Raw genomic sequence first — 25,726 nt, 5'->3', positions numbered from 1 at the left:
GGCTGCTTACTTGATGTACTGTGCAGCGTTCTCCTCGGTGACCTTGACGTAGTCGACCCAGTAGTACTGCTCGACCTTGCTGCCCTCGACGTACAGCTTGGTAGCAGCTGCGGCGGCGGTAGCCTGACCCACGTCATCGTTCAGGACGGTGCCGGTCATGTTGCCATCGACGACATTCTGGACAGCCTCGCTCAGTGCGTCAACACCGACCAGATAGACGTCCTTGCCGACGGTACGGCCAGCCTGCTGCAGAGACTGCAGAGCGCCCAGTGCCATTGCGTCGTTGTTGCAGAAGACGACTTCGATCTTCTCGCCGTACTGTGCCAGAGCGTTTGCGACGTCCTGCTGTGCGGTGGTCTGATCCCAGTTGTCGAGGTACTCGTACAGGCACTCGACTTCCTTGCCGGCGTCGGTCAGAGCCTTGATGGAGTACTCGGTGCGGTACTGAGCATCAATGTTCTCGGGGTCGCCCTTGCACATGATGTAGGTGATCTTGCCGTCGCCGTTGATGTCGCCCTGAGTCTCGGTCTCGAGGATCAGCTCGCCCTGATAAGTACCGGACTGACGTGCGTCAGCACCGACGTAGCAGCACTTGTCTGCGTAGGAGTCCAGAACGCTCTTATCCGGCTCGCGGTTGATGAAGACGATGGGAGTCTCAGAGGGCTTGATGGTATCAACGATGGTCTGTGCGGAAGTGGTCTGGACGGGGTTGATGACCAGCACGTCCACGCCCTGCTGCAGGAAGGTGTTGATCTGCTCGGTCTGGGTGTTCTGGTCGTTCTTGCCATCGACGATGGTGACGGCGTAGCCCATATCCTTCAGGTACTCTTCCAGATCGGTGCGGTACAGGGTCATGAAGTTATCTGCAAACTGATAGATGCAGACGCCGATGTTGGCAGAGCCGGAAGCAGCGGCGGTAGAGGAAGCAGCGGTAGAAGCTGCAGTAGAGGAAGCAGCGGTAGAGGCAGAGGAACCGCCGCAGGCAGTCAGGACACCAGCAGCACCCACAACAGCGGAAGCCTTCAGGAAGTCACGACGAGAGATCATTTTCATAATTTTGTTCTCCTTCATTACGCTTGTCACAGCATTTCGCAAATCGCACTCTTTGCACGTTTCGCGGTTTCTGTTTGTATTATAACCATCTGCGGAACTGTTCGCAATAGAACAAATCACCAAGATTCTTTGTTATATTTTGTGCGTGTTCCACAAGACCTTCTGTTGTATCCCAAAATCTTTTTGTTAAGCAGCACAATTCTTCATGTTTGTGCAACTTGCGTCCAAAAATCGTGTGTCTGTGCGTAATTTCTTGCAAAATGGTTACAGGATCTTCTGTCTCCTCTGCCCAAAGATGCAACAATTTTATCGGTCTGCGCCAAATTTCTATTTTGTCAGGTTTCCCGGGAAACTTCCATTCCTTTTTGGAAATCCATCTTCCTGCATTGACGAGATTCCTCCCCTTGTGGTAACATAGACTTATATATAATTGTTTGTCGCAGAAGGTGCGCAGTTTTTCTGCCCCCTCCCACGTCATCACCCCCCGTTATCACAGGAGCGACACATGTCCGAACTTACCGACCATATTATGACGCGCCAGCAGGCCGAAGAGGAAATGGCCTGCCTGCGCAAGATATTCCCCATCGTCCGTCTGCTCGACCGGAAGACATTAGCGGAGCAGCCCTGTTATCCGCCGTGGAAAAGCGCCCACCCCTGCACCAGCTGTGTGGGCCGCGAAGCGCTGGCCGGAAAATGCCAGTGCACCAAGCTGGAAACGATGGGCAGCAAGCTCTATCAGGCCATCGCCCGTTACGTCGAGATCGACGGTGAGCCGTCTGTTATCGAGATGGTCCTTCCGCTGGACTCTAGTGCCCTGCGGACGCTCCACTCCGACGAGCAGCTCTACACGGACCCCCTCATCGGGGCTTACAACCGCCGCTTTTATGAGGAGGAGCTGAAGCACAAATACCTCAACGCCGGTGTCGCCATGATCGACCTTGACGACTTCAAGCTCTGCAACGACACCTTCGGCCACGCGGCGGGCGATGCGGCACTCCGGCTCACCGCCGCTATCATCCACCGCTGCATCCGCTCCACCGATATGCTGGTGCGGTACGGCGGCGACGAGCTGCTGCTCGTCCTGCCCAATATCTCTGCCGGACATTTTGTCCAGAAGCTCCGGTACATCAGCAAGCGCCTCTCCACGGCCCACCTGCCCGAGTTCAGCAAGCTGCAGCTCTCGGCCAGCATCGGCGGCGTGATGGCCGCAGACATCCCCATCAGCGACGCGGTGGTGGTGGCCGATAAGCGGATGTATCTTGCCAAGCGCTGCAAAAACACTGTCGTCACCGAGGACGTCGCCCCCAGCTCCGTCTGCTCCGGGAACGCCCACCGCCCGACAGTCCTCATCGTAGACGACTCGCCCATGAACCGGGACATCCTTTCCGAGATCCTCTCCGATGATTTCGAAGTTCTGGAAGCCTCCAATGGGGCAGAGTGCCTCGAGATCCTGGATGCACGCGGCCCCGAGCTTTCCATCTTGCTGCTGGACATCGTGATGCCCGACATGGACGGCTTTGATGTGCTGTCCCGGATGGCGGCGCAGGGCCTGCTCGAAGACCTCCCCGTCGTGATGATCTCCAGCGAGGACTCCGCCCAGACCGTCCGCCGTGCCTACGAGCTGGGCGCTTCGGACTACATCAGCCGCCCCTTCGACGCCCGCATCGTCCACCGCCGTGTTACCAACATCACCCGGCTCTACGCCCGCCAGCGGCGGCTCCGGGCCATGGTGTCCCAGCAGTTCTACGACCGTGAGAAGAACGACCAGATCCTGTTCGGCATCCTCAGTCAGGTCATGGAGGTCCGCTACGGCGAAAGCTCCCACCACATTCCCCGGGTGCAGCGGATCACGGGCATCCTGCTGGAACGGCTCTGCCAGAAGACCGACCACTACAACCTGACCGGGGCCGACCGCCGCCTCATCGTAACGGCGGCCGCCCTCCACGACATCGGACGGATGGCCATTGACGGCCGCATCCTCAACGCCCCCGACCCGACGCCGGAGCAAAAGGCCATCCTCCGCACCCACACCATTCTGGGTGCGCAGATGCTGGAAAATCTGTCCCAGTATCAGGACGAGCCGCTGGTGAAGTTCGCGCTCCAGATCTGCCGCTGGCATCATGAGCGCTGGGACGGCAGCGGCTTTCCCGACGGCCTGAAGGGCGATAGCATCCCCATCGCGGCGCAGGTGGTCTCACTGGCCGATGCCTACGACAGCTTGGTCGGCAAGGGGGACAAACATCTGGCCCTCCCGCAGGCGCAGGCCATCGCCGAGCTGGAAGCCGGAACGTATGGTGCATTCAACCCGCTGCTTCTGGAATGCCTGCGTGACGTAAAAGACCGCCTCGCAGAGGAGGCCGGGATGGATACCCCCGCCCCCCCCCCAGAAAAAAGACTGCCCTTTGACGAAACTTCTCTTGGATGAGGTATAAAAAATGACGTTGGAACAAATGTATTCCGCCATTGGCGGCGATTATAAGGCTGTGATGGAGCGTCTGCCCAGCGCGGATTTCGTCCGCCGCTTCGCCCTGAAATTCCTGCAGGACGACAGCTTCCCGAACCTGAAAAAGGCGCTGGAAGCACAGGACGCCCCCACGGCATTCCGTGCCGCCCACACCCTCAAGGGCGTCTGCCAGAACCTTGGCTTCGATGCCCTCTACGCCCCCGCAAGCGCCCTGACCGAAGCACTCCGCGGCGGCACGCTGGACGGCGCAGATACCCTCTTTCCTCCCGTGGAGAAGGAGTATCAGCGGGTCGTGGCGGCGTTGAAAGAATTGGAGTAAACCTCGCCCAGCCTCTCCCTTTGGGAGAGGTGGCACGGCAAAGCCGTGACGGAGAGGGCAAGCCCGTTTTTGAAGAATATCTGCACAGCGATAAGCATCGGCTTTTGTCAGAGTTGATATTATCGCTGTGTTTCTTGTTTCTTGATAGCGTCCTTGTCCTCTCAGTCTCGCATTCGCTCGCCAGCTCTCCCAAAGGGAGAGCCTCTAGCAGACAACAAAACCGCCCCCATGGTGCAGCAGCACTACGGGGGCGGTTCATTTTATTGGAAGAATATCAGGGGTCGTCTGTCATTATTTCCGGCTTGCCAGCAGGGCCTCGATCTTCTTGATGGGGTCGATGATGCTGGAAACGGACATATCATGGTTCAGGGCCACGACAAAGTAAGCGGCGTACTTGGAGACGTCAACATCGACGTACCAGTCGCGGGTCAGCAGCTCAGGCATCCGGTAGGTCAGGTTGGTGCCGGTGACGTAGTCCAGAGTGCCGTTGGCCACAGCCTTGTCGAACTTCTCGAGGCCGCTGGTGAAGAGCGGGAAGGTGGCGTTGGCGATGATGCGCTTTGCGCCGCGCTCCTTCAGGTTGGTGGCGACCTCCAGCATACTCTCGCCGGATGCGATGATGTCATCGGCCACAAAGACGGTCTTGCCCTCAACGGAGTCGCCCAGATACTCGTGGGCCACGATGGGGTTGCGGCCATTGACCACGCGGGTGTAGTCGCGGCGCTTGTAGAACATACCGAGGTTGCAGCCCAGCACGCTGGAGAAGTACATATTGCGGCTCATGGCGCCCTCGTCGGGGCTGACCACGATGAACTTGTCCTTGTCGAAGCTGATCTCGGGGTTCTTCTTGAGCAGGCTCTTCAGCACCTGATAGGTGGGCATGGCGTTGTCGAAGCTCATCAGAGGCACAGCGTTCATCAGGCGGGGGTCATGTGCATCGAAGGTGATGATGTTCTTGACGCCCATAGCCTGCAGCTCCTGCAGGGCCACCGCGCAGTCCAGACTCTCGCGGGACACGCGGCGGTGCTGACGGCCGCCGTACAGGCTGGGCATGATGACGGACACACGGTGTGCCTTGCCCGCCACAGCCTGAATGAGGCGCTTGAGGTTGGCGAAGTGGTCGTCGGGAGACAGGTGGTTCTCATAGTTGAACAGCTTGTAGGTCACGCTGTAGTTGCCGGGATCGACCACGATGAAAATATCGTCGCCGCGCACCGACTCCTTGACCAGACCCTTGGCATCGCCGCTCTGGAAGCGGGGGCAGGCGCTCTCGATGATAAAGCTATTGGTCTGGTAGCCGGCCTCAGCGGCCCAGCGCACCAGATGCTTGTCGATGAGGTTGGTCAGCTCCTCGGCACCCGGGCAGGCGATGAGGCGCAGGTCGGCGACCTGAGGCTGGTGGAAGCAATCCTTGGGGATAATGACAGACATAATTACAGCTCCTTAATGTTTCTTTTATCGGTCGATAAAATCAGACGTTGAAGTGCATATCCGGTAATATTCTATCACATTTTCGGCGTTTCGACACTAAAAACTCGCATTTTCTGCGCCTTGCACATCTCTTTTTCCAAAAAAGGCCGGAGACTATGTGTTTTTTACAAAAAACATACAATCTCCGGCTCATAGCAGTTTGCGTTTTTAATGCACAGGCAGCATCCGCAAACTGCATATCGCAAATATGCTATTCTGATCGGCGCTATTTTTAAAAATTGCGATAAAAGTCATTCTATTCTATTTTCGCGCTCAGAGGGCTGCGACTGCGGCCTTCAGCTCTTCGACGCGGTCGGTGTTCTCCCACTTCACGCCGAGGTCTTCGCGGCCCATGTGGCCGTAGGCAGCCAGCTTGCGGTAGATGGGCTTGCGCAGGTCGAGGGTGCGGATGATGGCGGCAGGCGTCAGGTCAAAGACCTTCTCCACAGCCTTCTCGATCTTCTCGTCCTCCACGACGCCGGTGCCGAAGGTGTCCACCATGATAGAGACGGGCTTTGCTACGCCGATGGCGTAGGCCACCTGCACCTCGCACTGCTTGGCCAGACCGGCGGCCACGATGTTCTTGGCCACCCAGCGGGTCGCATACGCGGCACTGCGGTCCACCTTGCTGGGGTCCTTGCCGGAGAATGCGCCGCCGCCGTGGCGTGCGTAGCCGCCGTAGGTATCGACGATGATCTTACGGCCAGTCAGGCCGGTGTCGCCCTGAGGACCGCCCACGACGAAGCGGCCGGTGGGGTTGATATAATACTTGGTGTTCTCGTCCAGCAGCTCGGCGGGGATGGTGGCTTTGATGACCTTCTCCATCACGTCGGCGCGCAGCTGCTCCATGCTGACGGCCTCGCTGTGCTGGCTGGAGATGACCACAGCGTCCACGCGGGCGGGCTTGCCGTCCACATACTCCACCGTGACCTGACTCTTGCCGTCCGGGCGCAGGTAGTCCAGCTCGCCGCTCTTGCGCACCTCGGTCAGCTTCTTGGCCAGCTTGTGGGCGAGGCTGATGGGCATGGGCATCAGCTCGGGGGTCTCGTCGCAGGCATAACCGAACATCATGCCCTGATCGCCTGCGCCGCCGACCTCGTCGTTGGTGCCGAGGGCGATGTCAGGACTCTGGCCGTCGATGTTGGAGATGACGGCGCAGGTGTCGGCGTCGAAGCCGAACTTTGCACGGGTATAGCCGATGTCCGCCACGACCTCGCGGACGATCTTCTGAAAATCGACGTAGCAGTTGGTGGTGATCTCGCCCATAATGTGGACGAGGCCGGTGGATGCACAGGTCTCGCAGGCCACGCGGGCGTCGGGGTCGTGGGACAGGATCTCATCGAGGATGGCGTCGGAGATCTGGTCACAGATCTTGTCGGGATGGCCCTCGGTGACGGACTCGGACGTAAACAGACGATTCTTTGCCATTTTTGTACCTCCTTGGCGTTGGGGTGTGTATTACTCTTGACAGCTTCCTACACGTTCATCAAGCTCATGCAACAAAAAAACGCTCCGAACCGAAGTTCGGAGCGTCTGCACTCTTATCTTTCGGTTTCCCGCAGGATTTGGCACCTTATGCTCACGCACAGGTTGTCGGGCTTCACAGGGCCTGTCCCCTCAGCCGCTCTTGATAAGTCGGTATTCAGTTTGTCCGGGTAATATCTTATCATTGCTGCGTCGAAATGTCAAGAAGCGCTGCACTTTTTTTCGGCATTTTCTTGAAAATGATGCACCCGCCCTCATTTCTTTGCTGCCAGAGCGCAGCCTCCCCCGCAAACAGAAAAGGCACAGCCGGAGCTGTGCCCTTTGCGGAGCGGAAGCTTAGTAGCCCTTTGCCTGCTCGCCGTTCAGGATCTTGACGGCGCGGGAGGTGCCCAGACGGTCTGCGCCGAGAGCGAGGAACTTTTCCATATCGTCCACGGTGGAGATGCCGCCAGCAGCCTTGACCTTGCAGCGGCCTGCCACACCCTTGACCATCAGCTCGACGTCGTGGAAGGTTGCGCCTGCGGTGGAGAAGCCGGTGCTGGTCTTGATGTAGTCAGCGCCTGCCTCGCAGACGATGTCACACATCCTGCGCTTCTCGTCGTCGGTCAGTAGGCAGGTCTCGATGATGACCTTCAGGATCTTATCGCCCACAGCCTGCTTGACGGCGCGGATGTCCTCGCGCACGGCGTCGTACTCGCCGTTCTTCAGGCGGCCGATGTTGATGACCATATCCACCTCGGCTGCGCCGTTCTCGATGGCGGTCTTGGCCTCAAAGGCCTTGGAAGCGGTGTCCATCGCACCCAGAGGGAAGCCGACCACACAGCACACCGGGATGCGGCCTGCCATGTACTCGACGGCCTGCTTCACATAGCAGGTGTTGATGCAGACAGAGGCCGTGTGGTTTGCGATGGCCTCGTCGCACAGGGTCTGGATCTGGGGCCATGTGGCCTCAGGCTTGAGCAGGGTGTGATCGACGTGGGACAGGATCTCTTCTCGATTCATGTTTTTTCCTCCTGAATCAATTTTTGGTGGCACGGCGCACCTTTGCCATACCGACAGCGCTCAGGGCAATGGCTGTTGCAGACACCGTTGCGCCGATGATGCCCAGCACAAGGCCGGAGACCAGAAATGCAAAACCTTTCAGACCACGTTTCATAATACCGTACCTCCTAAGTTATATTGGATATTTTTCCGCCGTTGGCGAAAAAACATCTCACTTGCGCTTAAAAACAATGAGCTTGCTGAACACATAATTCAGCACGACCACCACCACATTGGAAAAGACCTTGACGGCGAGGCCCCACAGAGCCTGGGCATCGTAGAAGCTGGTGACGAAGATGGCCGTCGGGCCGTCGGCGCCGCCAATGATGGCAATGGCGGCAGAGCCGTCCGAAACAGATGCAGGGGGCGTTATGCTGCTTGTCGCCATGTGGAGCACCGTGTCCGGGCCAAACCAATTCGCCGCTGCGCTCAGCAGACCATTCATGAAGCCCTCCACAAGCGCTGTGCCCTGTGCGGCCAGCAGGTTTCCGAAGACCATCATGATGGCGGCATCCAAGACCAGTGTGCCCAGACGGCAGGTGACGAATGCACCAAATTCCTTCAGCGCTTCCCTGCCCTGCGTCCGGCTGGCAAAGACGAATGCCCGATTGGTGAGATAGGCGAACAGGATGCAGAGCAGATTGTCCAGCACATTGCCCCAGCTGTTGGCGGCCTCGTACCCGAAAAGCCCGCTGAACAGCGTGTACAGCACGATGTTCAGCAGGGTGGTCAGCAACCCGAAGACGAGATAAGCCAGCACCTCGCGGTGCTTTACAAACCAGTTTTTCATTGATTCCAAAACCTTTCGTCGCCAGCAGGGCACTACTGTCTCCGAGACAAGAAAACCTCACTCGTCCAGTATCCGTCCGACCGGCACGCCAGTGGCTCTCCCTCCGGGAGAGCTGTCGCGTCAGCGACTGAGAGGGCGATACAAAAACAGCCCCGCCGCCGTTTTCCCGGCAACGGGGCTGTTGTTCGCATTGTGTCTGAAGAGACTATGCTGCGGGCCGATTACTCAGCGTCGTCGTTCAGCAGAGCCTTCATGGACAGGCTGATGCGCTTCTTGTCGAAGTCAACATCCAGCAGCTTCACATCGACCATATCGCCGACCTTCAGTGCGTCGGAGACCTTCTCAACGCGATCGTTGCTGATCTCGCTGATGTGGACCAGACCGTCAACACCCGGCAGGATGCGGACGAATGCACCGAACTTGGTCAGGGACACGACCGGAGCATGGAAGGTGCTGCCGATGGGGTAGTTGTTCTTCAGCTGCTCCCAAGGATTGTCCTCAGCCTTCTTGTAGCCCAGAGAGACCTTGTGGTTCTCGGTGTCGATATCCTTCACATACACCTCGATGGTGTCGCCCACAGAGACGACCTCAGAGGGATGCTTGATGCGGTTCCAGCTCAGCTCGCTGATGTGGCACAGGCCGTCCACACCGCCGATGTCAACGAATGCACCGTAAGAGGTCAGGCTCTTGACGACGCCGGTGTAGGTCTTGCCGACCTCGACGTTTGCCCAGAACTCCTCACGCTTTGCCTTGTTCTGCTCAGCGGTGACCTTGTTGATGCTGCCGACGATCTTGCGGCCAGAGCACTCGGTGACGACCAGCTGAACGTGCTGGCCGACCAGAGCGGTGTAATCCTCGTCGCGGCGCATGGTGGCCTGAGAACGGGGGACGAACACCTTGACGCCCTTGACGTTGACGACAACGCCGCCCTTGTTGAACTCGGTGACGTCGCCCTCGACGACCTCGCCGGACTCAGCTGCCTTGGCGATCTCTTCCATGCCCTTGCGAGATGCGAGCTTCTTGCGGGAGAGCTGGATGACGCCATCCTGATCCATAACCTTCTCGACGATGAGGTCCAGCTCATCGCCAACTTTCACCAGGTCCTCGACCTTGGCGGAGGAATCATCGGTCAGCTCGCTCAGCTTGACAAAGCCGGTCTGCTTAGCTCCGATATCCACCTGGATCTCGTTGGCAGAGATGCTGGTCACGATTCCTTTCACAATACTGCCTGCATGAACACGCTTTTCCTCGGATGCGTTCAGCATCTCCTCAAAGCTCATGCTGTCATTGATTTCTGCGCTCATACTGTTAAGTACCTCCTCAATAATAGACGATGGCGTTGAAGCCCCGGCTGTGACGCCCGCCGTCTTTACATCTGCAAACCATTCCGGCCGAAGTTCGCTCGCGGTCTCGACCGTTACGGCTCGCGTATGCTTTGCGGCGACCTGTACCAGCTTTTGGGTATTGGAAGAATGATGACCGCCAATGACAACAATGATGTCGCATTGTTGGCTGAGGTCTTCCGCTTCCTGTTGCCTCGCCCACGTCGCATTACATATTGTATCAAAAATTCGGGCGTTTGTATAGGCTTTTTTGAGAAACTCCGAACTTTCTTGCCATTTTGTTACCTGAAATGTGGTCTGTGCAACCGCAAAAATGGGCTTTTGGGGGTCAGAAGGGCCTTTCCACGCCTTCAGCTGGGCCAGATCGCCGAAAACAAATACCTCTCCCCGGGTATGTCCCACGATGCCCTGCACCTCCGGGTGGGAGGCGTCTCCGGCCACCACGAGCACCGCACCGGCGGCTTCGGCCTCGGCGGCGATCTTCTGGATCTTCCGCACAAAGGGACAGGTGGCGTCGTGGTAGACGCAGCCCCGGGCCTCCAGCTCGTCGTAGATGCTGCGGGGCACGCCATGGCTGCGGATGACCACCTCATAGCCTGCGGGCACATCGGCAGGGGTGTCCGCCACCCTCGCGCCCCGGCGCTCAAGGTCTTCGACCGTCTGGGGGTTGTGGATCAGGGGGCCAAGGGTGGCCACCTTGTGCCCCTCTTCCAGCAAACCATAGGTCAGCTTGACCGCGCGGTCCACCCCGAAGCAGAAACCGGCGGTCTTTGCAAGTCTGATTTCCATTGCTCGTCCTTCCTATCTTAGCGTCCTTGCCCTCTCAGTCTCGCTTTGCTCGACAGCTCTCCCAAAGGGAGAGCCTTCAAGCGTAGCGGGAAAGCCAAGCCTCTCCCTTTGGGAGAGGTGGCACGGCGAAGCCGTGACGGAGAGGGCAAGCCGCCTTTACAGCTTCTCCCACGCCTCCAAGACGGCCTGCTTATTCTCCCGCAGCTTTCTGAGGTCGCGGCGGCCCTCCATCGAAAACCGGGCGGCGGGCATCGGCTCGCCGTAGACCACCCGCACCCGGCAGAACGGCTTCATCCTGCCGTCGGGCGTGTCGTAATGGATGCGGCAGGGCACGACGTCCACACCGGCGGCAGCTGCGACGACGAAGAGGCCGCTCTTGAGGGGGAGGAATGCATTTTCCTTCTCCCGCGTGCCCTCCGGGAAGATCAGCAGGGTGCCGCCCTCTTTGCACTTTTTCACCGTGTCGTCGATGGCACCGACCTCTTCCTTCGTGCCTCGGACGCAGACCGCGCCCGCACACCGGAAGAACCACGACAGGAACGGGTTTATCTCAAACAGCTCTTTCTTGGCGAACACCATCATCCGCTGCCCCCAGAACCGGGTGATGACGATGAAGACCGGGTCGATGGCAGAGATGTGGTTGGGCGCGATGATGCAGCCCTTCGTGCCGACCTTCTTCAGATTTTCCCGGCCCTCACACCGGACGCGGAAACCGATGTTGAACACCAGCCATGCCAGCGGCACAATAATATAATATAGTATCATCCGACCTTCTCCACGATCATCTTTTTCATGGCCTCCAGACTCTGCTCGAAGTTCATCTCCGAGGTGTCCAGAAGCTGGGCATCGTCGGCCTGTCGGAGGGGGGCTGCGGCGCGGTGGGTGTCCTGATAGTCCCGCTGCCGGACGTCGGCCAGCACCTCTTCATACGAGACCTCAACGCCCTTCTGCTGGTATTCCTTCCAGCGCCGGGTGGCGCGGGCCTCGGGGCTGGCGGTAAGGAAGATCTTCACCGTCGCATCGGGCAGCACCACAGTGCCGATGTCGCGGCCATCCATCAGGACGTCCTGCGTCTTGGCCATATCCCGCTGCATCCCCAGCAGGAAGGCGCGCACCTCCGGGTTTGCGCCCACGGCAGATGCCGCCATGCCCACCTCCTCGGTGCGGATGGCCGTGCTGACGTCCTCGCCGTTCAGGTAGATGTGCTGTTCGCCCCCGATGAAGGCGAACTTGAGGGAAATCTCGGGCAGCAGGGCATTGACCGCCTCGTTGTCCTTCGGGTCCTTACCCGCCCGGAGGGCGTAAAGGCCGATGGTGCGGAACATTGCACCGGTGTCCACATAGATGTAGCCGAGTTCTGCGGCCAGACGCCGCGCCAGTGTAGATTTGCCTGCGCCCGCAGGCCCGTCGATCGCAACAGATACCATTTTTCTATCTCCTTTTATATAAATACGGTTCAGCCTCTCCGTCACGGCTTCGCAGACCGAGAGGTCATCCCAGATTATTCGCAAAGCTCTGCGCCGTGCAGAACGCGATCTGCAAATTATATCCGCCGGTGTAGGCGTCCACATCCAGCACCTCGCCTGCGAAGTAGAGGCCCAGCGCCTTTTTGCTCTGCATGGTCTTGGGGTCCACCTCCCGCACCGACACGCCGCCCGACGTGATGACGGCATGGGCTAAGTCGCCCCGGGCGTCGATGGATACCCGCCAGTGCTTCACCAGCTGCACCAGCTCCCGCTTCTGCTCGCGGGTGATCTGGTTGGCCTTGGTGGCCGGGTCGATGCCCCAGCGGGCCACCATGACCGGCTGCATACTGGACGGCAGCAGCTTCACCAGTGCGCCCTGCGCCGCGTGGTTTGCCAGCAGGGCAAAATCCCGGGTGATGCGGTCATAAAGCTGCTCCTCGCTGAGGGCGGGCTTCAGGTCGATAAACGCCTCGTACCTGTGTTTTTTCATATCGCCCAGATGGCTCGAGGCGCTGAGGGTCAGCGGCCCGCTGATACCGAAATGGGTGAACAGCATCTCGCCCTGCTCCTCGAAGATGGCCTTGCCGTCCTCGTGGAGGGTGAGCGTCACGTTCTTGAGGGCGAGGCCCATCATCTTTTTGCAGTCGGCGTCGTGGCTGACAAGGCTGACGAGGCTGGGCACAGGCTCCACGAGGGTGTGGCCCGCCTGCTGGGCCAGCTTGTAGCCGTCGCCGGTGGAACCGGTGGTGGGGTAGCTCAGGCCGCCCGTCGCCACCAGCACGGCGTCCGCCCTGTACTCCCGGCCCGAGGTGCCCCGCACGCCCACACAGCGGCAGGCCGGGCCGGGCTTTTTCTTCTTGGGGTGGCGGGGATTTTCCGGCGCGGCGGGCGCTTCCTCCGGCTGAGCCAGCGGCTCCAGCAGCAGCTTTTTCGCCCCGTCGCGGACGATGTCCGCCCCCTCGGCGTACCGCAGAAGGGCCTGCCGGATCTCTTCGGCCTTGTCCGACACCGGGAACACCCGGCGTCCCCGCTCCACCTTCAGCTCCACCCCGAGCGACTCGAACAGCTCCATCGTCTTGGCGGGCGGGAACGCCCCCAGCGACGAGAACAGAAAGCGGGGGTTCGTCCGCACATGGTGCAGAAATTCCTCTGCGGTGCAGTCGTTGGTGACGTTGCAGCGGCCCTTTCCGGTGACGAGGATCTTCTGGGCCGGCTTTTCCATATGTTCCAGCACCGTCACCTCATGCCCCTGCCGCAGGGCTGCACCCGCCGCCATCAGGCCGGCCGCACCGCCGCCTATCACTAAGACCTTCATCCTTCGTTTCCTCCGCTTTTCCTTCATTTCATACTGATACGAGTTTATCATACCAGAATCGACGTCCAAAAGCAATGCATCACCGTCCGCATTTTTCAGCGGGGTTGGACTGCCTGTTGCAGCGGCGCTGTTTTGGAAGACCGCGATAAAAAAGCAGGCACAGCGTTCCACTGCACCTGCCCGGGAATTTCTGCTTATTTCATGGCCTTCACAGGGTCGAGATACCGGCCATCCTGCATGACCTCCAGATGGATGTGGCTCTCCTCGGCGCACTCACAGCTCACGCTGCCCACCTTGCCGATGGTCTGCCCGGCCGAGACGGTATCGCCCTTTTTCACCTTGGCGTCTGCCGTGCCGCAGACCCGCCAGACCCTGCCGGATTCGTCCTCGATGGCGACCACAGGCCCCCACTTGTCGTCGGTGCCCGTCTCCACCACCTTACCCGCCGCCGGGGCGGCTACCTCTGCGCCCTTTTCGGCGGCGTAATCCACGCCGTTGTGGGTGCGCCAGTCCCCCAGCGTCTCGCTGTAGACCAGCTCATCGCCGCTGTAGCTGTTCAAGACGCGCCCCGAGACAGGCTGCGTGGAGGCAGGCGCAGCCGAACTGCTGGCAGGCGAGGACTCGGTTTGCAGCGCGGAGGGTTCGCGCACCGAACCAGACCCAGACTGCGCCCCAGAAGAGGATGCAGCTCCACCGGAGGAGCTGCGGGCTTCGGGCACATTGGCCACGCTGTTTGCGGCGGGTGCGGTCTGCTGCTGCCATTCGGCTTCCTCCTCTCCGGCAAGGCCGGGTGATGTGCGGATGCCCTCGTCGATGCCGGGGGCAGTGCTGGACGGGCTGCGCACCGCGTCCAGATCTTTCTTCAGCTCCTTGCGCACCGTGTGCACGGCCCACACTCCGGCCGCTGCCGCCGCCAGCAGGCAGGCGGCGAGCACCAGTGCAAAGGCCTTGTCCCGCAAAAACTTTCTGAATTGCTCCATCGTTCGTTACTCCAATCCATCTTTGTGTACGGAATCGTTTCTTTGGTGGTAGTTTGGAGCGATGGAGCGGGGTTTATTCATAAGGACGCAAAAAGGCCCCGGCGGATCGGGGCCTAACGAGTTCATGATTCAGTGGGCGGGCATTGCTGCGGCTCAATCCTCAGAAGCACCTTCATCAATGCCACCGTCATTCTTATCAATTTTTATCCGGATTCTGATTCGGCTTATAATCCGGATTCTTTTCAGCAGTGGTCTGGAAGAGGACGACCATGTACTTCTTACCGCCAACCTCGCCGGTCGCAATGGCAACATAACTTTTGTCACCCGCAATCCAATTAGGCACCCTCTGACCAACCCACTCTGTGTCAGGAGGATTGATGGGAGTTTCGGAAGTTATCAGCTGATCTGCATAGTAAATGTTCTTACTGTTGCTTGCAGACAGCGCTGCGCTAATATCGGCAAAGCCATACCCATACAGCGGCGAACCATCACCAATGTTTGCTTTAGTAAACTGCTTTGCCCAATCCTTCAGCTTCAGCCATGCAGCGTCATTTTCCATAACTTTTCTGCGCACATCATCGAAGTCCTTGGCGTCTTTAAAATCGATCTTCTTGCCGGCCTCATCCACGATCTTCACCAGTGCCTCTACCTGAGCCTGCAATTTTTCATCGCCCTTTTCGAAGGTAGTATCCACACCATAGATCTTCGCCCAGTCATTCAGTGCGTCGACCATCGTCACGGTAGCAGCACTGTTGTTGCAGCCCGTCAGGACGGACAGCGCCAGCACGCCCGCGAGGGCAGCGGCGAGAACCTTTTTGAACAGTTTCATTCGAAAACCCTCCTCAATAAAAATAAGCTTTGTGTGATGCTGCCGCAAACATCGTCCGCCGCATCACCACACAAATTTTACCCCCCCCCGGCATCCTGTCAACCTTTTCCTCGATTTTTGGCAAATCGCACAGTTATCATGATCTAAAGCAGGCATTCTGACAAAAAGAGCCGCCGTGCAAACGCTCTGCACGGCGGCGCCCTTATTTTTTATGCAGCACAATCCGGGAAGTTTACGACCGTGATCTCTGCCACAGCCTTTTCGACGGTCTGCAAAATACGCTCTATCTTTTCTATCGTATCTGCCGACAGAATGACCTCACCGCACTGTTCACACTTCATACAGGGAACATTTTTGATGACAACGACACAGTTCTTTAGCTGTACGGTGTGGATAGTCGTGTCGGGCTTCATCTCGCCCTTGCAGAAAAAGCAGGTCATGTTCATCAGTTGTTGCGGCTGCGGCTGTTCATGCCCAGCAGACGGACGACATACAGGAAGATGTTGATGAAGTCCAGATAGAGGGTCAGTGCGCCGTAGATGGAAGCCTTCTCGGCCATCTCGGCGTCGCCTGCGTAGTAGGCGTAGATCTGGCGCAGCTTCTGGGTGTCGTAGGCGGTGAGCAGCATGAACACCACCAGACCGATGCCGCAGTAGAGCACCGAGGCACCGAAGCCAAAGCCGAAGAGCGCGCCCACGAGGCTGGTGACGATCATGGCCATCAGAGCCATCATCAGGCGGGGACCCCAGCCGGTGAGGTCCTTATGGGTGGTGGTGCCGTACACGGCCATAAGGCCGAAATAGACCGCCGTGGCGAGGAAGGCCATGACCAGAGTGCCCACCGAGAAGAGCAGGAAATAGTAGCTCAGCACCATGCCGTTGAGGATGGCGTAGCCAAAGAATGCAGCCCGCGCCCCGTCGATGGACATCCTCTGCACCCGGGCGCTGAGCATGAACACCAGCGCCAGCTCGGCGATGGTGAGCAGGAAGTAGAGGGAATCGACCAGATAAATGAGCGGCGTGGTCGCCGTGATATAGGCCATTGCGAAGGTGACGAGCAGGCCGCCGGCCATCCAGCGGTAGGTGCGGGTCATATAGTCCGATGCGCTCATCGAAGGCTCCGCATAGCCGCGGTCATAGTTGTTGTAATCCATAGGGAATCCTCCATTCAAAATCAGGGCATCGGCCTCGGCCTTGCCCCGGTCTACAAAATATAGTATACTGCATAGAAATGAACGATTCATGAAAAAGGCTGTGATATTTGATGTCCCTCGGACTTTATCTGCATATTCCCTACTGTTTTTCCAAATGCCGGTACTGCGATTTCTACTCCGCCCCCGGCCAGCGCGGCGTGCCCCGCGCCTATGTGGACGCTCTGCTGCGGGAGCTTTCCCGCTTTGCGCCGGACGCCCCCCTGCGGCCGGACACCCTCTATTTCGGCGGCGGCACCCCCAGCCTCCTCGTCCCCGACGACGCTGCCCGCCTCATCGACGCCGCCCAGCCCCTGCCGGGGGCAGAGATCACGCTGGAAGCGAACCCCGAGACGGTGACGGAGGCGTCCCTCCGGGCGTTCCGCGCCGCAGGCGTCAACCGCATCTCCTTCGGCGTCCAGTCGGCCCGGGACAGCCAGCTCAAGACGCTGGGCCGCCCCCACACCGCAAAGCAGGCCCGTGCGGCCTTTGCCGCCGCACGCCGGGCCGGGTTCGAGAACATCAGCGGCGACATCATGCTGGCCCTGCCCCATTATACGCAGGCCGAGTTCGACGAGACGCTGGAGCTTATCGAGGAGGGCGGCGCGACACACATTTCGGCCTACCTCTTAAAGATAGAGCCGGACTCTGCCTTTGGCCGGACGCCCCCCGAGGGTCTGCCCACCTCCGACGAGGCGGCGGACTTCTACCTCTACGCCGTCGAGCAGCTGGAGCACCACGGGTATCTGCAGTACGAGATCTCGAACTTTGCCCGCCCCGGCTATGAGGGAAAGCACAACCTCATCTACTGGGACTGCGGCGACTATCTGGGCATCGGCCCCGCCGCCCACTCCTGCATGGGCGGCAAACGGTTCTACTACCCGGCCGACACCGAGGCTTTCCTGCGGGACGAGGCCGCGCCGGTCATGGACGGCGGCTGCGGGGCGGAAGATTATCTCATCTTACAACTCCGTCTCCGCAAGGGCCTGAACCTCGACGAATACAAAAAACGCTATGGCAGGGAGCTTTCCACCGCACAGCGGGCTTTCGTGCAAAACTGTGTGAAGAGCGGCTACGCCAGCTTCGACGGCCGCACCCTCGCCCTCACCCCCGCCGGGCTTATCGTACAGAACAGCATCCTCGCCGAGCTGTTGTGAGCCTCAGTGGAGGGCAAAGCTCAGGGCCGCCAGCACAAAAATGCCAACGATGTCGGTGATGCGGCCCACCCGCTGCATCGAGTAGTACCAGTCGGTCGGCTCGCCGCCGGATACCTCCAGCCCGTGGCGGAGATTCCAGAACAGCAGCGGGAAGCGGAGGTCCAGAAACAGCAGCAGCGCCAGCGCCCCCATCGGCAGCAGGAAAGCCACGCTGCCCCGGGTCTCCCGCCGTCCGCCGACGGCCACATTATAGAGCCAGCCGCAGCTGGGCCAGAGGTCATCTTTCTGGTATTCGCCATTGACGATGACCTTCACCTCGTCGGCCAAGCCCCCGTCGTCCTCCCGCCAGAGGATGGCGTCCCCGGGGTCGCCCAGTGCACTCCCGTCAAAGATAAGCGCCCCGTCCTGATAGAGCTTTACCTCTGCGCTGTCCTTCGCCTCGATGCGGTAATGCCTCGTCTCTCCGTCCAGCGTGAACGCTGCCTCGGCTTCGCTCTCCGTCCCGGAGAGCTGCAGGGTGTAGGCCGCATAGGCATCCTTGCCCGAAAAGCTGCCGTCTGCCTGCCGGTACAAAAAGGCGTCCCGCAGCCAGACCCCCGGGCGGAGAGCGGCGAAGAGGTAGACGCCAAGCAGTACGAGACAGACGATCCAGCAGGTGCTCGTCTGCATTTTGTGGAAGATCGATCCTTTCATACAGCTTCCTCCTTGACAATCCACGTTAAAACGCATATACTAGAAATACAAAAGGTGCTGCCCCAAAAACGGCTAGCTCCTTACCATACGCGAGCAAAAAAGATTGACCGGCATACTTGGGGAAGTAGGTGGCGGTCAGTCTTTTTTGTTTTTATGATCTTTGTCGTCATGGCTGATTTTCCATGTAATGTCGAAGACACCATAGGCTACGCTGAAGACGAGCGTCAACAGCAGCAAAACCTCGGACAGAGTCATGCGCCATCCCTCCTTCTGCCTGAACATCGGGAGTATGCGCCAAAAAAGCCGCTCTCCCGATGCCTGTTCACTCGAAAGTTAAACAAGAGCGCATCGGTAAGAAGCGTTCGCCGCCTGCGTTTGAGGCAACACCTTTGCAGTCCGGAGACTGCATTCCTAGCATAGCATAAATTCTTTCAAATTACAATCGCCCTACCCCAATTCAATGACCCTCCACCCCAGCTCCCGGATGGCCGCTTGGTCATGGGTCGCCAGCAGGGCGGGCTTTGCGCCGCAGCGTGCTTTGAGCATGGCTGCGGCCTTTTTCATGGCGGCGGGGTCCATCCCGGTGAACGGCTCGTCCAGCAGAAGGGTGTCGCTCTCGGCCCAGAGGGCGCGCAGGAGGGCGGTGCGCCGCTTCTGGCCGCCGGAGAGCTTCCGGGCCGGCAGGGCGAGGGCCTCATCATCGAGTCCAAGCTGTATAAGGTCTCTCCTTATCTGCTCTTTGTATTGCGTTTTTGCCTTGTACTGCTCCACCGGGAGCACCAGCGCCACATTTTCCTCTGGGGTGAGCTGGGGGCAGAGCCGGTCCTCCTGAAAGACCACGCCGACCCGGCCCACCCCCTCCACGCTGCCGGACGTGGGCACTTCCAGCCCCATCAGGATGCGCAGCAGGGTCGTCTTGCCCCAGCCGCTGGGTGCCCAGAGCACCGCCGGGCCGTCCACCGTCAGGGACAGACCTTCGAAGAGCGTTTTCTCTCCGAATCGTTTTGTCAGGTCCTTTATTTCCAGTTTGTTATGATATTCTCCCATTTTTATGCCCCCTCTTCGCCCAGAACTGCCGTCACCGCCCTGTCCAGCAGGGCGAGGAAGAGCTTTTCAAATACCGCGCTCAACAGGATGATGACGAAGGTCCATGCGAACAGCTCCCCGGTAGAGAGGGTGATCTTTGCCCGATAGAGGGCGTCGCCGATGCTGCCGTCGGGCAGGCCGATGACCTCCGCCGCCACGCCGCTCTTCCAGCAGATGCCCAGCGCCACACTGCACCCCTGCCGGAACGCAGGCAGCACCGCCGGGAGCCAGACAGCCCGCAGACGCCGCCCCAGCGGCAGGCGGAACACCTGCGCCATCTCGAGAAGCCGGCGGTCGGCGCTCCCGATGCCGGTGCGCACCGCGCCGTAGAGGACGGGCAGCACCATCAGGAAGCTGATGAGGACCGACAGGGACGAGCCGCTGACCCACACCAGCGCCAGAATGATGAAGCTGGCCACCGGGGTGGCCTTGACCAGCTGCATCACCGGGGCGAGAAGGGCGTCCACCCACTCCCATTTTTCCGCCGCCACCGCCAGCACGGTACTGGACAGTGCACCCAGCCCGAAGCCCAACAGGATGCGCCCGGCGCTGAACGCCACCCGCTGCCAGAACTCCGCCTGCGGCAGAAGCTGCACCAGCGTCCCCAGCGCCTGCACCGGCGAGACCAGAAAGACCTCCTGCCCGATGGCCATTGCTGCCGCCTGCCAGACGCCCAGCCAGAAGACCGACGCCGCCAAGAGCTGAAGGCGGCGCTTTTTTGTTTTTTCCATCTGTTTCTCTGCTCCTCTTCTTTTTTCGCTTTCAGAATATCACATCATGTGAAAGAATACAATCCTTCATCTTTTCTTCTCTTGACATGAAGGGGATAAGACTCTACACTGTAATAAAGCAATCCGTGTTTCATATTTTACGCGCTCCTGCGCACGACTGGGAGAGATGACCATGCACGAATCCACGCAGGCCCTTCGGGGCAAAAAGCTCTTTCTGGTGGGGTTTACCCTGTTCTCGATGTTCTTCGGGGCGGGCAACCTCATCTTTCCGCCCTTCCTCGGCGCACAGGCCGGGACGGCGCTCTGGTCTGCCTTCGCAGGCTTTGCCGTCAGCGCCATCGGCCTGCCCATCGCGGGCGTAGCGGCGGTGGCGCGGGCAGGCGGTCTGCCCGTGCTGGCCGGGCGGGTGCATCCCCGCTTTGCGCAGGTGTTCGCTGTGCTGGTCTACCTGTCCATCGGCCCCTGCCTCGCCATCCCCCGCACGGCCAGCACCTCCTTTGAGATGCTGACCCCGCTGGTGGGGCGGAGCACGCTGGGGCAGTTCCTCTACTCCCTTGTATTCTTCACGGCAGCGTACTTCGTGGCCCTCCGACCCGAAAAGCTGACCCAGCGGCTGGGCCGCATCCTCTGCCCCACCCTGCTGGTGCTCATCGTGGTGCTGTTCGCGGGCTGTCTCCTCCGCCCTGCTGCCTCCGGTTATGGCGTGCCCACCGCGGCTTACGCCGCCCTCCCCGCCGCGCAGGGAATATTGGACGGCTACCAGACCATGGACGCGCTGGCGGCGCTCAACTTCGGGGCTGTCATCGCCCTGAATATACAGGCCGTCGGCATCACGGAAGAAGCCGCCGTGCGGCGGGGCACCATCCGGGCCGGACTCGTCGCAGGCGGGATGCTGCTGGTGGTCTACGCCATGCTGACCCACATTGGCGGCATCTCGGGGGCAGCGTTCCCCGGCTGTGACACCGGCGCGGCCGTCCTGACGGCGCTGGCCGACGGCCTGTTCGGCCGGGTGGGACAGGTTCTGTTAGCCGCCATCTTCGTCATCGCCTGCTTCAACACCTGCGTAGGACTCATCGCCAGCGTGGGCGAATACTTCCATGAGCTGCTGCCCCGGCTGTCCTACCCTGCCATCGCGGCCTTCTTCGCACTGATGAGTATGCTTCTGGCCAACATCGGCCTCGCGGACATCCTGAGTCTCTCCGTCCCGGTGCTGAACGCCATCTACCCCATCGCCATCATCCTCATCGTGGTGGAGTTTCTGCCGGAGCGGTTCCAGCGCCCTCTGGTCTGGCGGCTGGGCGTCCTCTTTACCGCCCTTCAGAGCATCCCCGCCGCCCTGCCCTTCGGCCCTCTCTCCGGGTTCATGAACGCCCTGCCTCTGAGCGGCCTCGGCTTCGGCTGGCTTCTCCCGGCCCTCATCGGCATCGGTGTTGGCCTCGTCTTATAACGTGAAAAAACTGCCGTACAGCTGTGCGGCAGTTTTTCGTTGCAAAACTTACTTTGCAGAGTTGCGGATGGCCGTCATGACCTTGCGGAGGACGGACGGCTCGGTGTAGTAGAAGCCGTCGTCCGGCAGCTTGCCGCCCACAGAAGCGGGCGAGGCATCGTAGAGCACCTGCAGATAGGCGGAGATGTCCTTCTTCATTTCCTCGCCGTTGCGGTAGACGATATTGCACTTGGGCAGGGCCTTTTTGGCGATCGCCGCCTTGGCCACCACGCCGACCTGCTCACACAGGGCGGCAGTTCCGTCGATGTCCTCATTTGCAGCCTTAACGCTCTTCTGGTAGTCGGTCAGGAAGGCGGCGATGACGTCCGGGTTCTTTTTGGCGTACTCGGTGCGCACCACGGTGACTCCGGTAATGAGCTGGGTATCGCAGACCTTGTTCCACTCGCGGGTCAGGTCAAGGACGACACGGAGGCTGCTGTCCTTCATCTGGGCGGCAGTGACGTAAGGCTGAGGCAGAACGGCGATGGCGTCCTTCTTGGCAGCGGCCATCTGGGCCGTGACCTCAGAGGCCTCGCTGTAATACTCGATCTTCACGTCCCTGTCGGGGTCGAGGCCGTTCTTCCGGAGCAGATAGCGCAGGACGTATTCCGGCGTCGTGCCCTTGCCGGTGGAGAGGATGGTGCGGTCCTTGAGGTCGGCGAAGCTGTGGACGGTGTCGCCCTTCTCCACGACGTAGAGCACGCCCAGCGTGTTCACTGCCATGACCTGAATGCCGCCGTTCGTCTTCTGGTAGAGGGTGGCGGCGAGGTTGGCCGGGATCGCAGCCATATCGAGGTCTCCCTTGATGAGCTTGGGCACGATCTCATCGGCTGCGCCGTAGAGCTGCAGGTCGTAGTCGAGGGAGGCAGTGCCCTCCTTCTCCATGCTCAGCAGGTTGACGAGGCCCATGGTGGTGGGGCCTTTCAGGCCGGCGATCCGCACCTTGGTGTTGGTCTTGGCCGATGCGCCGCAGGCCAGCATGCTCACCAGCAGCACCGCCGACAGCAGCAGAGATGTCAGTTTTTTCATTTTGTACAGTTCCTCACTTTCATCGGGATAAATTTTCCCGCAGAAAATTTGCAAAAACCATTTGCTTTACGCCCCCAAGTTTACTATAATAAAAGAAAAAATACCGTTGCGTATGCAACGGAATCGCAGAAGGGCGGTGAGGGCCCGGGGAAAACCTCACGGAATGGGTATGGAAAACTATCTTCCGCTGTTACAATCCACCTCTCTGTTCGCCGGGCTGGAGGCCGAATCGCTTCGGGTCCTGCTGGGCAACGTGGGAGCCGTATTGCGCACCTACAGCCGGGGCGAGACCCTCGTGCTGGCCGGGCAGACCAACCGCCGGGTGGGCGTGGTGCTCTCGGGCACCATCGAAGCCTATCACCCTGCCGCCAGCGGGGCGCGTCTGCCCATCAGCCAGATGGGGCCGGGCGGCGTGTTCGGCGATGTGCTGGGCGGCTCGAGCCTTTCCAGCCCGGTGACGGTAATGGCCTCCGCCCCCTGTGAGGTGCTGCTGATGCCCTACGAAAAGCTCCTGCTGCCCGGGGCCGACCCGGCCCGCCAGCGGGTGCTGCAGAATCTCGTGCGCACCATCAGCGACAAATACTTCCTCCTCTCCCGCCGAGTGGACCTGCTGCTGCTCAAGAGCCTGCGGGCCAAGGTGTGTGCCTACCTCCTCAGCGAGGCGGAGGTGCACCACAGCCTCACCTTCACCATCCCCTACTCCCGCATCCAGTTGGCCGATTACCTCAACTGCGACCGCAGCGCCCTCTCCCGGGAGCTGAGCCTCATGCAGCGGGACGGCCTGCTGGAGACCTATCGGAGCAGCTTCAAGCTGCTGGAGCCGGAAGCGCTGCGAAGGATGGTGCTGTAACAGCCTCTCCCTTTGGGAGAGGTGTCACCGAAGGTGACGGAGAGGGCAAGGATGCTGACGGAAAAGCGCAGGCGCGGCGATAGTATCGCTCTGACAAGGAGCCTGCTTATCGCTGTGCGGTGGCTCTATCGCAGTTGGCTTGCCCTCTCAGGCGCTTCGCGCCAGCTCTCCCAAAGGGAGAGCCTTTATATAAAAGGAGAACTTCATCATGTCCAAACCTATCCTATGGATCGTCATCCCCTGCTACAACGAGGAGCAGGTGCTGCCCATCACGGCCCCCCTGTTCCTGAAAAAGATCAACGACCTTGCCGCAGCGGGCCTTGTCAGCGAGAAGAGCCGGGTGCTCTTTGTCAACGACGGCTCCCGCGACGCCACATGGTCCCTCATCCAGAAGTTTGCCGCTGAGGACGAGCACTTCATCGGCATCTCCCAGAGCCGCAACCGCGGCCACCAGAACGCCGTGCTGGCCGGGCTGATGGAGGCGCTCCACAGCGGCAGCTGTGACATTACCATCTCCATCGACTGCGACGGTCAGGACGACATCAACGCCATGGACGAGATGGTCAGGAAGTATCTCGCCGGGGCCGAGGTGGTCTATGGCGTGCGCAGCCGCCGGGACACCGACACCTTCTTCAAGCGGTTCACCGCCGAGGGCTTCTACCATGTGATGAACGCGCTGGGGGCCGACATCGTCTTCAACCATGCCGACTACCGCCTCATCAGCACCCGTGTGCTGGAAAGCTTCGCCGACTACCGCGAGGTGAACATCTTCCTGCGGGGCATGGTGCCGCTGGTGGGCTACCCCAGCGACACCGTCTATTACGAGCGCCACGAGCGTCTGGCCGGTGAGAGCCACTACCCGCTGCGCAAGATGCTGGCCCTCGCCTTCGACGGCATCACCAGCCTGTCGAACAAGCCCATCCGCCTCATCACCGGGGCAGGCATCGTGGTCAGCCTCATCAGCTTCATCGGCGTCCTCTGGGCCATCGTGCAGGCGGTCAGGGGCAGCGTCGTGGCCGGCTGGGCCTCCACCATCTGCATCGTCTGCTTCATGGGCGGCGTCCAGCTGGTCTGTCTGGGCGTCATCGGCGAATACGTCGGCAAGATCTACATGGAAACCAAGGCCCGCCCCCGCTACATCATCAGCGAGCGGACATGGGCACCCTACGAAAGGAAGTATCACGGATGAGCAAACAGAGCTGGCGGGGCAGCACCCTGCTGAACCCGGAGCCGCCGGTACTGGTCTCCTGCGGCGGGCTGGACAAGCCCAACCTCATCACCATCGGCTGGACGGGCACCATCTGCACCCAGCCCAGCATGGTGTCCATCAGCGTCCGCCCCGAGCGGTACAGCCACCATCTCATCAAGGAGAGCGGACAGTTCGCCATCAACCTGCCCACCGAGGCACTGGTGAAGTCGGTGGACTGGTGCGGCGTCAGGAGCGGCCGGGACTTCGATAAATTCGCGGCCTGCGGCCTCCATGCCGCCCCCGGCTCGGTGCTGACGGACTGCCCCATCCTCGCCGAAAGCCCCGTCAATCTGGAATGCCGGGTGACGCAGGTCATCCCGCTGGGCAGCCACGACCTCTTCCTCGCCGAAGTCGCCGCCTGCGACGTGGACGAAAGCCTGCTGGACGAGAATGGCAAGCTCTGCCTCGACAAGGCTAGGCTCATCGTCTACAGCCACGGCGAATATCTGGCGCTGGGCAAAAAGCTGGGCACCTTCGGCTACAGCGTCCGGAAGAAAAAAGCACGGCGGAAATAACTTCCCCGTGCTTGACAATTCGCGTAAAACAAACTATACTAAAAATAGAAAAGGCACTGCGACAAGCGGTTAGCCTCTAGTCTAAGGTTTTAAGCTCTATTGAACCGTCGCCTTTGCCGAGGTGGCGGTTCAGCGTTTTTTCACGATAATGGTGATAGTAAACTCACCAATATGGAAAGTAATCCGCATTGCCTCACCCCCTTTTCGGGAAGTGTAGGCCAACCGCCTGCCGTATGTGCAGTGCCTTGCCGCTAAAGCAGCAAAATTAGTATAACACAGTTTTCGACAATCTGCAATCACAAAAGCCGCAGGATGCATAGAGCATCCCGCGGCTTCGATTTTATCGCAAGGCAAGAAATTAGTGCGACATGAAAACAGCATATTTGCGGTATGCAAT

At 59.9% G+C, this 25,726-nt stretch carries 25 protein-coding genes and 1 riboswitch; of the genes, 7 read left to right on the top strand and 18 right to left on the bottom strand.

The genetic code is table 11. The features are described 5' to 3' along the window. Positions 1–6 precede the first annotated feature (6 nt). Positions 7–1,053: a substrate-binding domain-containing protein gene (locus tag LKD23_RS03280; RefSeq protein WP_227620350.1), complete on the bottom strand. Its 1,047-nt coding sequence runs from the start codon at positions 1,051–1,053 to the stop codon at positions 7–9. A gap of 505 nt (positions 1,054–1,558) precedes the next feature. Between LKD23_RS03280 and LKD23_RS03275 the strand changes: the two genes are divergently transcribed. Together LKD23_RS03275 and LKD23_RS03270 are read left to right on the top strand one after the other, a co-directional pair. Beyond that, complete coding sequence (locus LKD23_RS03275) at positions 1,559–3,478, top strand: diguanylate cyclase (protein ID WP_227620349.1); 1,920 nt, start codon at positions 1,559–1,561, stop codon at positions 3,476–3,478. Between the two features lie 10 nt (positions 3,479–3,488). Further along, positions 3,489–3,836: an Hpt domain-containing protein gene (locus tag LKD23_RS03270; protein WP_227620348.1), complete on the top strand. Its 348-nt coding sequence runs from the start codon at positions 3,489–3,491 to the stop codon at positions 3,834–3,836. Positions 3,837–4,127: 291 nt separating this feature from the next. Here LKD23_RS03270 and LKD23_RS03265 read toward each other — a convergent pair whose 3' ends face one another. The 13 genes from LKD23_RS03265 to LKD23_RS03205 all read right to left on the bottom strand — a co-directional run bounded on the left by LKD23_RS03265 (position 4,128) and on the right by LKD23_RS03205 (position 16,497). Next, the gene (locus tag LKD23_RS03265) at positions 4,128–5,267 is read right to left on the bottom strand and encodes a ribose-phosphate pyrophosphokinase (protein ID WP_227620347.1); all 1,140 of its coding nucleotides are present in this window, start codon (positions 5,265–5,267) and stop codon (positions 4,128–4,130) included. Between the two features lie 312 nt (positions 5,268–5,579). Next, positions 5,580–6,734, bottom strand: coding sequence for a methionine adenosyltransferase (gene metK / locus LKD23_RS03260; RefSeq protein WP_227620346.1), 1,155 nt, complete (start codon positions 6,732–6,734; stop codon positions 5,580–5,582). Positions 6,735–6,844: 110 nt separating this feature from the next. Continuing rightward, positions 6,845–6,943, bottom strand: a riboswitch (SAM riboswitch). A 184-nt stretch (positions 6,944–7,127) separates the two neighbouring features. After that, entirely contained in the window at positions 7,128–7,793 is a 666-nt protein-coding gene (gene deoC / locus LKD23_RS03255; RefSeq protein ID WP_227620345.1) for a deoxyribose-phosphate aldolase, read from the bottom strand. 16 nt (positions 7,794–7,809) lie between these two features. Beyond that, positions 7,810–7,947, bottom strand: a complete 138-nt coding sequence (locus LKD23_RS03250) for a hypothetical protein (protein WP_015565914.1) — start codon at positions 7,945–7,947, stop codon at positions 7,810–7,812. 57 nt (positions 7,948–8,004) lie between these two features. After that, positions 8,005–8,622 (bottom strand): GtrA family protein, encoded by a 618-nt coding sequence (locus tag LKD23_RS03245; RefSeq protein WP_227620344.1) that lies wholly within the window; start codon positions 8,620–8,622, stop codon positions 8,005–8,007. A 221-nt stretch (positions 8,623–8,843) separates the two neighbouring features. Continuing rightward, positions 8,844–10,754, bottom strand: coding sequence for a bifunctional 4-hydroxy-3-methylbut-2-enyl diphosphate reductase/30S ribosomal protein S1 (locus LKD23_RS03240; protein ID WP_227620343.1), 1,911 nt, complete (start codon positions 10,752–10,754; stop codon positions 8,844–8,846). 156 nt (positions 10,755–10,910) lie between these two features. Then, a complete protein-coding gene (locus LKD23_RS03235; RefSeq protein WP_227620342.1) occupies positions 10,911–11,519 on the bottom strand; it encodes a lysophospholipid acyltransferase family protein in 609 nt (202 codons plus the stop codon). Further along, positions 11,516–12,181 carry a (d)CMP kinase gene (cmk, locus tag LKD23_RS03230; protein ID WP_227620341.1) on the bottom strand — a complete coding sequence of 222 codons (666 nt, stop codon included), beginning with the start codon at positions 12,179–12,181 and terminating at the stop codon, positions 11,516–11,518. Before cmk ends, LKD23_RS03235 begins: the two co-directional genes overlap by 4 nt. A 64-nt stretch (positions 12,182–12,245) precedes the next feature. After that, the gene (locus LKD23_RS03225; RefSeq protein WP_227620340.1) at positions 12,246–13,535 is read right to left on the bottom strand and encodes a BaiN/RdsA family NAD(P)/FAD-dependent oxidoreductase; all 1,290 of its coding nucleotides are present in this window, start codon (positions 13,533–13,535) and stop codon (positions 12,246–12,248) included. Positions 13,536–13,729: 194 nt separating this feature from the next. Continuing rightward, complete coding sequence (locus tag LKD23_RS03220) at positions 13,730–14,515, bottom strand: M23 family metallopeptidase (RefSeq protein WP_227620339.1); 786 nt, start codon at positions 14,513–14,515, stop codon at positions 13,730–13,732. 196 nt (positions 14,516–14,711) lie between these two features. Beyond that, a complete protein-coding gene (locus tag LKD23_RS03215; RefSeq protein WP_227620338.1) occupies positions 14,712–15,344 on the bottom strand; it encodes a hypothetical protein in 633 nt (210 codons plus the stop codon). A 209-nt stretch (positions 15,345–15,553) separates the two neighbouring features. Beyond that, the gene (locus LKD23_RS03210; RefSeq protein ID WP_227620337.1) at positions 15,554–15,784 is read right to left on the bottom strand and encodes a type II toxin-antitoxin system MqsA family antitoxin; all 231 of its coding nucleotides are present in this window, start codon (positions 15,782–15,784) and stop codon (positions 15,554–15,556) included. A gap of 5 nt (positions 15,785–15,789) precedes the next feature. After that, entirely contained in the window at positions 15,790–16,497 is a 708-nt protein-coding gene (locus LKD23_RS03205) for a Bax inhibitor-1/YccA family protein (RefSeq protein WP_227620336.1), read from the bottom strand. 110 nt (positions 16,498–16,607) lie between these two features. Here LKD23_RS03205 and hemW point away from each other — a divergent pair, with 110 nt between their 5' ends. Then, complete coding sequence (hemW, locus tag LKD23_RS03200; protein ID WP_227620335.1) at positions 16,608–17,690, top strand: radical SAM family heme chaperone HemW; 1,083 nt, start codon at positions 16,608–16,610, stop codon at positions 17,688–17,690. A gap of 3 nt (positions 17,691–17,693) precedes the next feature. On the opposite strand, the gene LKD23_RS03195 is transcribed toward hemW, so the two are convergent. The 3 genes from LKD23_RS03195 to LKD23_RS03185 all read right to left on the bottom strand — a co-directional run bounded on the left by LKD23_RS03195 (position 17,694) and on the right by LKD23_RS03185 (position 20,200). Beyond that, the gene (locus LKD23_RS03195) at positions 17,694–18,383 is read right to left on the bottom strand and encodes a DUF6199 family natural product biosynthesis protein (RefSeq protein WP_227620334.1); all 690 of its coding nucleotides are present in this window, start codon (positions 18,381–18,383) and stop codon (positions 17,694–17,696) included. A gap of 447 nt (positions 18,384–18,830) precedes the next feature. Continuing rightward, positions 18,831–19,430, bottom strand: coding sequence for an ATP-binding cassette domain-containing protein (locus LKD23_RS03190; RefSeq protein ID WP_227620333.1), 600 nt, complete (start codon positions 19,428–19,430; stop codon positions 18,831–18,833). A 2-nt stretch (positions 19,431–19,432) separates the two neighbouring features. Next, positions 19,433–20,200, bottom strand: a complete 768-nt coding sequence (locus tag LKD23_RS03185) for an ABC transporter permease (protein WP_227620332.1) — start codon at positions 20,198–20,200, stop codon at positions 19,433–19,435. 172 nt (positions 20,201–20,372) lie between these two features. Here LKD23_RS03185 and brnQ point away from each other — a divergent pair, with 172 nt between their 5' ends. Next, entirely contained in the window at positions 20,373–21,647 is a 1,275-nt protein-coding gene (brnQ, locus tag LKD23_RS03180; protein ID WP_227620331.1) for a branched-chain amino acid transport system II carrier protein, read from the top strand. Between the two features lie 48 nt (positions 21,648–21,695). Here brnQ and LKD23_RS03175 read toward each other — a convergent pair whose 3' ends face one another. After that, positions 21,696–22,715 carry an ABC transporter substrate-binding protein gene (locus LKD23_RS03175; protein WP_227620330.1) on the bottom strand — a complete coding sequence of 340 codons (1,020 nt, stop codon included), beginning with the start codon at positions 22,713–22,715 and terminating at the stop codon, positions 21,696–21,698. A gap of 169 nt (positions 22,716–22,884) precedes the next feature. Here LKD23_RS03175 and LKD23_RS03170 point away from each other — a divergent pair, with 169 nt between their 5' ends. The 3 genes from LKD23_RS03170 (at position 22,885) to LKD23_RS03160 (ending at position 25,329) form a co-directional block, all read left to right on the top strand. Next, the gene (locus LKD23_RS03170) at positions 22,885–23,565 is read left to right on the top strand and encodes a Crp/Fnr family transcriptional regulator (RefSeq protein WP_227620329.1); all 681 of its coding nucleotides are present in this window, start codon (positions 22,885–22,887) and stop codon (positions 23,563–23,565) included. 208 nt (positions 23,566–23,773) lie between these two features. After that, positions 23,774–24,754 (top strand): glycosyltransferase family 2 protein, encoded by a 981-nt coding sequence (locus LKD23_RS03165; protein ID WP_227620328.1) that lies wholly within the window; start codon positions 23,774–23,776, stop codon positions 24,752–24,754. Further along, positions 24,751–25,329 carry a flavin reductase family protein gene (locus tag LKD23_RS03160; RefSeq protein WP_227620327.1) on the top strand — a complete coding sequence of 193 codons (579 nt, stop codon included), beginning with the start codon at positions 24,751–24,753 and terminating at the stop codon, positions 25,327–25,329. The genes LKD23_RS03165 and LKD23_RS03160 overlap by 4 nt, the downstream gene beginning before the upstream one ends. Positions 25,330–25,726 lie beyond the last annotated feature (397 nt).

This window comes from Faecalibacterium butyricigenerans (assembly GCF_020687345.1).
In the GTDB taxonomy this organism is placed as follows: domain Bacteria; phylum Bacillota; class Clostridia; order Oscillospirales; family Ruminococcaceae; genus Faecalibacterium; species Faecalibacterium butyricigenerans.
Note: the sequence above shows the minus strand (reverse complement) of the source record. Positions and strands in the feature narration are given on the sequence as shown.

What these genes read in the sequence shown, in the direction of transcription:
- LKD23_RS03280 (WP_227620350.1), bottom strand. Translation starts at nt 1,053, where the DNA reads ATGAAAATGATCTCTCGTCGTGACTTCCTGAAGGCTTCCGCTGTTGTG.
- LKD23_RS03275 (WP_227620349.1), top strand. Translation starts at nt 1,559, where the DNA reads ATGTCCGAACTTACCGACCATATTATGACGCGCCAGCAGGCCGAAGAG.
- LKD23_RS03270 (WP_227620348.1), top strand. Translation starts at nt 3,489, where the DNA reads ATGACGTTGGAACAAATGTATTCCGCCATTGGCGGCGATTATAAGGCT.
- LKD23_RS03265 (WP_227620347.1), bottom strand. Translation starts at nt 5,267, where the DNA reads ATGTCTGTCATTATCCCCAAGGATTGCTTCCACCAGCCTCAGGTCGCC.
- metK (WP_227620346.1), bottom strand. Translation starts at nt 6,734, where the DNA reads ATGGCAAAGAATCGTCTGTTTACGTCCGAGTCCGTCACCGAGGGCCAT.
- deoC (WP_227620345.1), bottom strand. Translation starts at nt 7,793, where the DNA reads ATGAATCGAGAAGAGATCCTGTCCCACGTCGATCACACCCTGCTCAAG.
- LKD23_RS03250 (WP_015565914.1), bottom strand. Translation starts at nt 7,947, where the DNA reads ATGAAACGTGGTCTGAAAGGTTTTGCATTTCTGGTCTCCGGCCTTGTG.
- LKD23_RS03245 (WP_227620344.1), bottom strand. Translation starts at nt 8,622, where the DNA reads ATGAAAAACTGGTTTGTAAAGCACCGCGAGGTGCTGGCTTATCTCGTC.
- LKD23_RS03240 (WP_227620343.1), bottom strand. Translation starts at nt 10,754, where the DNA reads ATGGAAATCAGACTTGCAAAGACCGCCGGTTTCTGCTTCGGGGTGGAC.
- LKD23_RS03235 (WP_227620342.1), bottom strand. Translation starts at nt 11,519, where the DNA reads ATGATACTATATTATATTATTGTGCCGCTGGCATGGCTGGTGTTCAAC.
- cmk (WP_227620341.1), bottom strand. Translation starts at nt 12,181, where the DNA reads ATGGTATCTGTTGCGATCGACGGGCCTGCGGGCGCAGGCAAATCTACA.
- LKD23_RS03225 (WP_227620340.1), bottom strand. Translation starts at nt 13,535, where the DNA reads ATGAAGGTCTTAGTGATAGGCGGCGGTGCGGCCGGCCTGATGGCGGCG.
- LKD23_RS03220 (WP_227620339.1), bottom strand. Translation starts at nt 14,515, where the DNA reads ATGGAGCAATTCAGAAAGTTTTTGCGGGACAAGGCCTTTGCACTGGTG.
- LKD23_RS03215 (WP_227620338.1), bottom strand. Translation starts at nt 15,344, where the DNA reads ATGAAACTGTTCAAAAAGGTTCTCGCCGCTGCCCTCGCGGGCGTGCTG.
- LKD23_RS03210 (WP_227620337.1), bottom strand. Translation starts at nt 15,784, where the DNA reads ATGACCTGCTTTTTCTGCAAGGGCGAGATGAAGCCCGACACGACTATC.
- LKD23_RS03205 (WP_227620336.1), bottom strand. Translation starts at nt 16,497, where the DNA reads ATGGATTACAACAACTATGACCGCGGCTATGCGGAGCCTTCGATGAGC.
- hemW (WP_227620335.1), top strand. Translation starts at nt 16,608, where the DNA reads ATGTCCCTCGGACTTTATCTGCATATTCCCTACTGTTTTTCCAAATGC.
- LKD23_RS03195 (WP_227620334.1), bottom strand. Translation starts at nt 18,383, where the DNA reads ATGAAAGGATCGATCTTCCACAAAATGCAGACGAGCACCTGCTGGATC.
- LKD23_RS03190 (WP_227620333.1), bottom strand. Translation starts at nt 19,430, where the DNA reads ATGGGAGAATATCATAACAAACTGGAAATAAAGGACCTGACAAAACGA.
- LKD23_RS03185 (WP_227620332.1), bottom strand. Translation starts at nt 20,200, where the DNA reads ATGGAAAAAACAAAAAAGCGCCGCCTTCAGCTCTTGGCGGCGTCGGTC.
- brnQ (WP_227620331.1), top strand. Translation starts at nt 20,373, where the DNA reads ATGCACGAATCCACGCAGGCCCTTCGGGGCAAAAAGCTCTTTCTGGTG.
- LKD23_RS03175 (WP_227620330.1), bottom strand. Translation starts at nt 22,715, where the DNA reads ATGAAAAAACTGACATCTCTGCTGCTGTCGGCGGTGCTGCTGGTGAGC.
- LKD23_RS03170 (WP_227620329.1), top strand. Translation starts at nt 22,885, where the DNA reads ATGGAAAACTATCTTCCGCTGTTACAATCCACCTCTCTGTTCGCCGGG.
- LKD23_RS03165 (WP_227620328.1), top strand. Translation starts at nt 23,774, where the DNA reads ATGTCCAAACCTATCCTATGGATCGTCATCCCCTGCTACAACGAGGAG.
- LKD23_RS03160 (WP_227620327.1), top strand. Translation starts at nt 24,751, where the DNA reads ATGAGCAAACAGAGCTGGCGGGGCAGCACCCTGCTGAACCCGGAGCCG.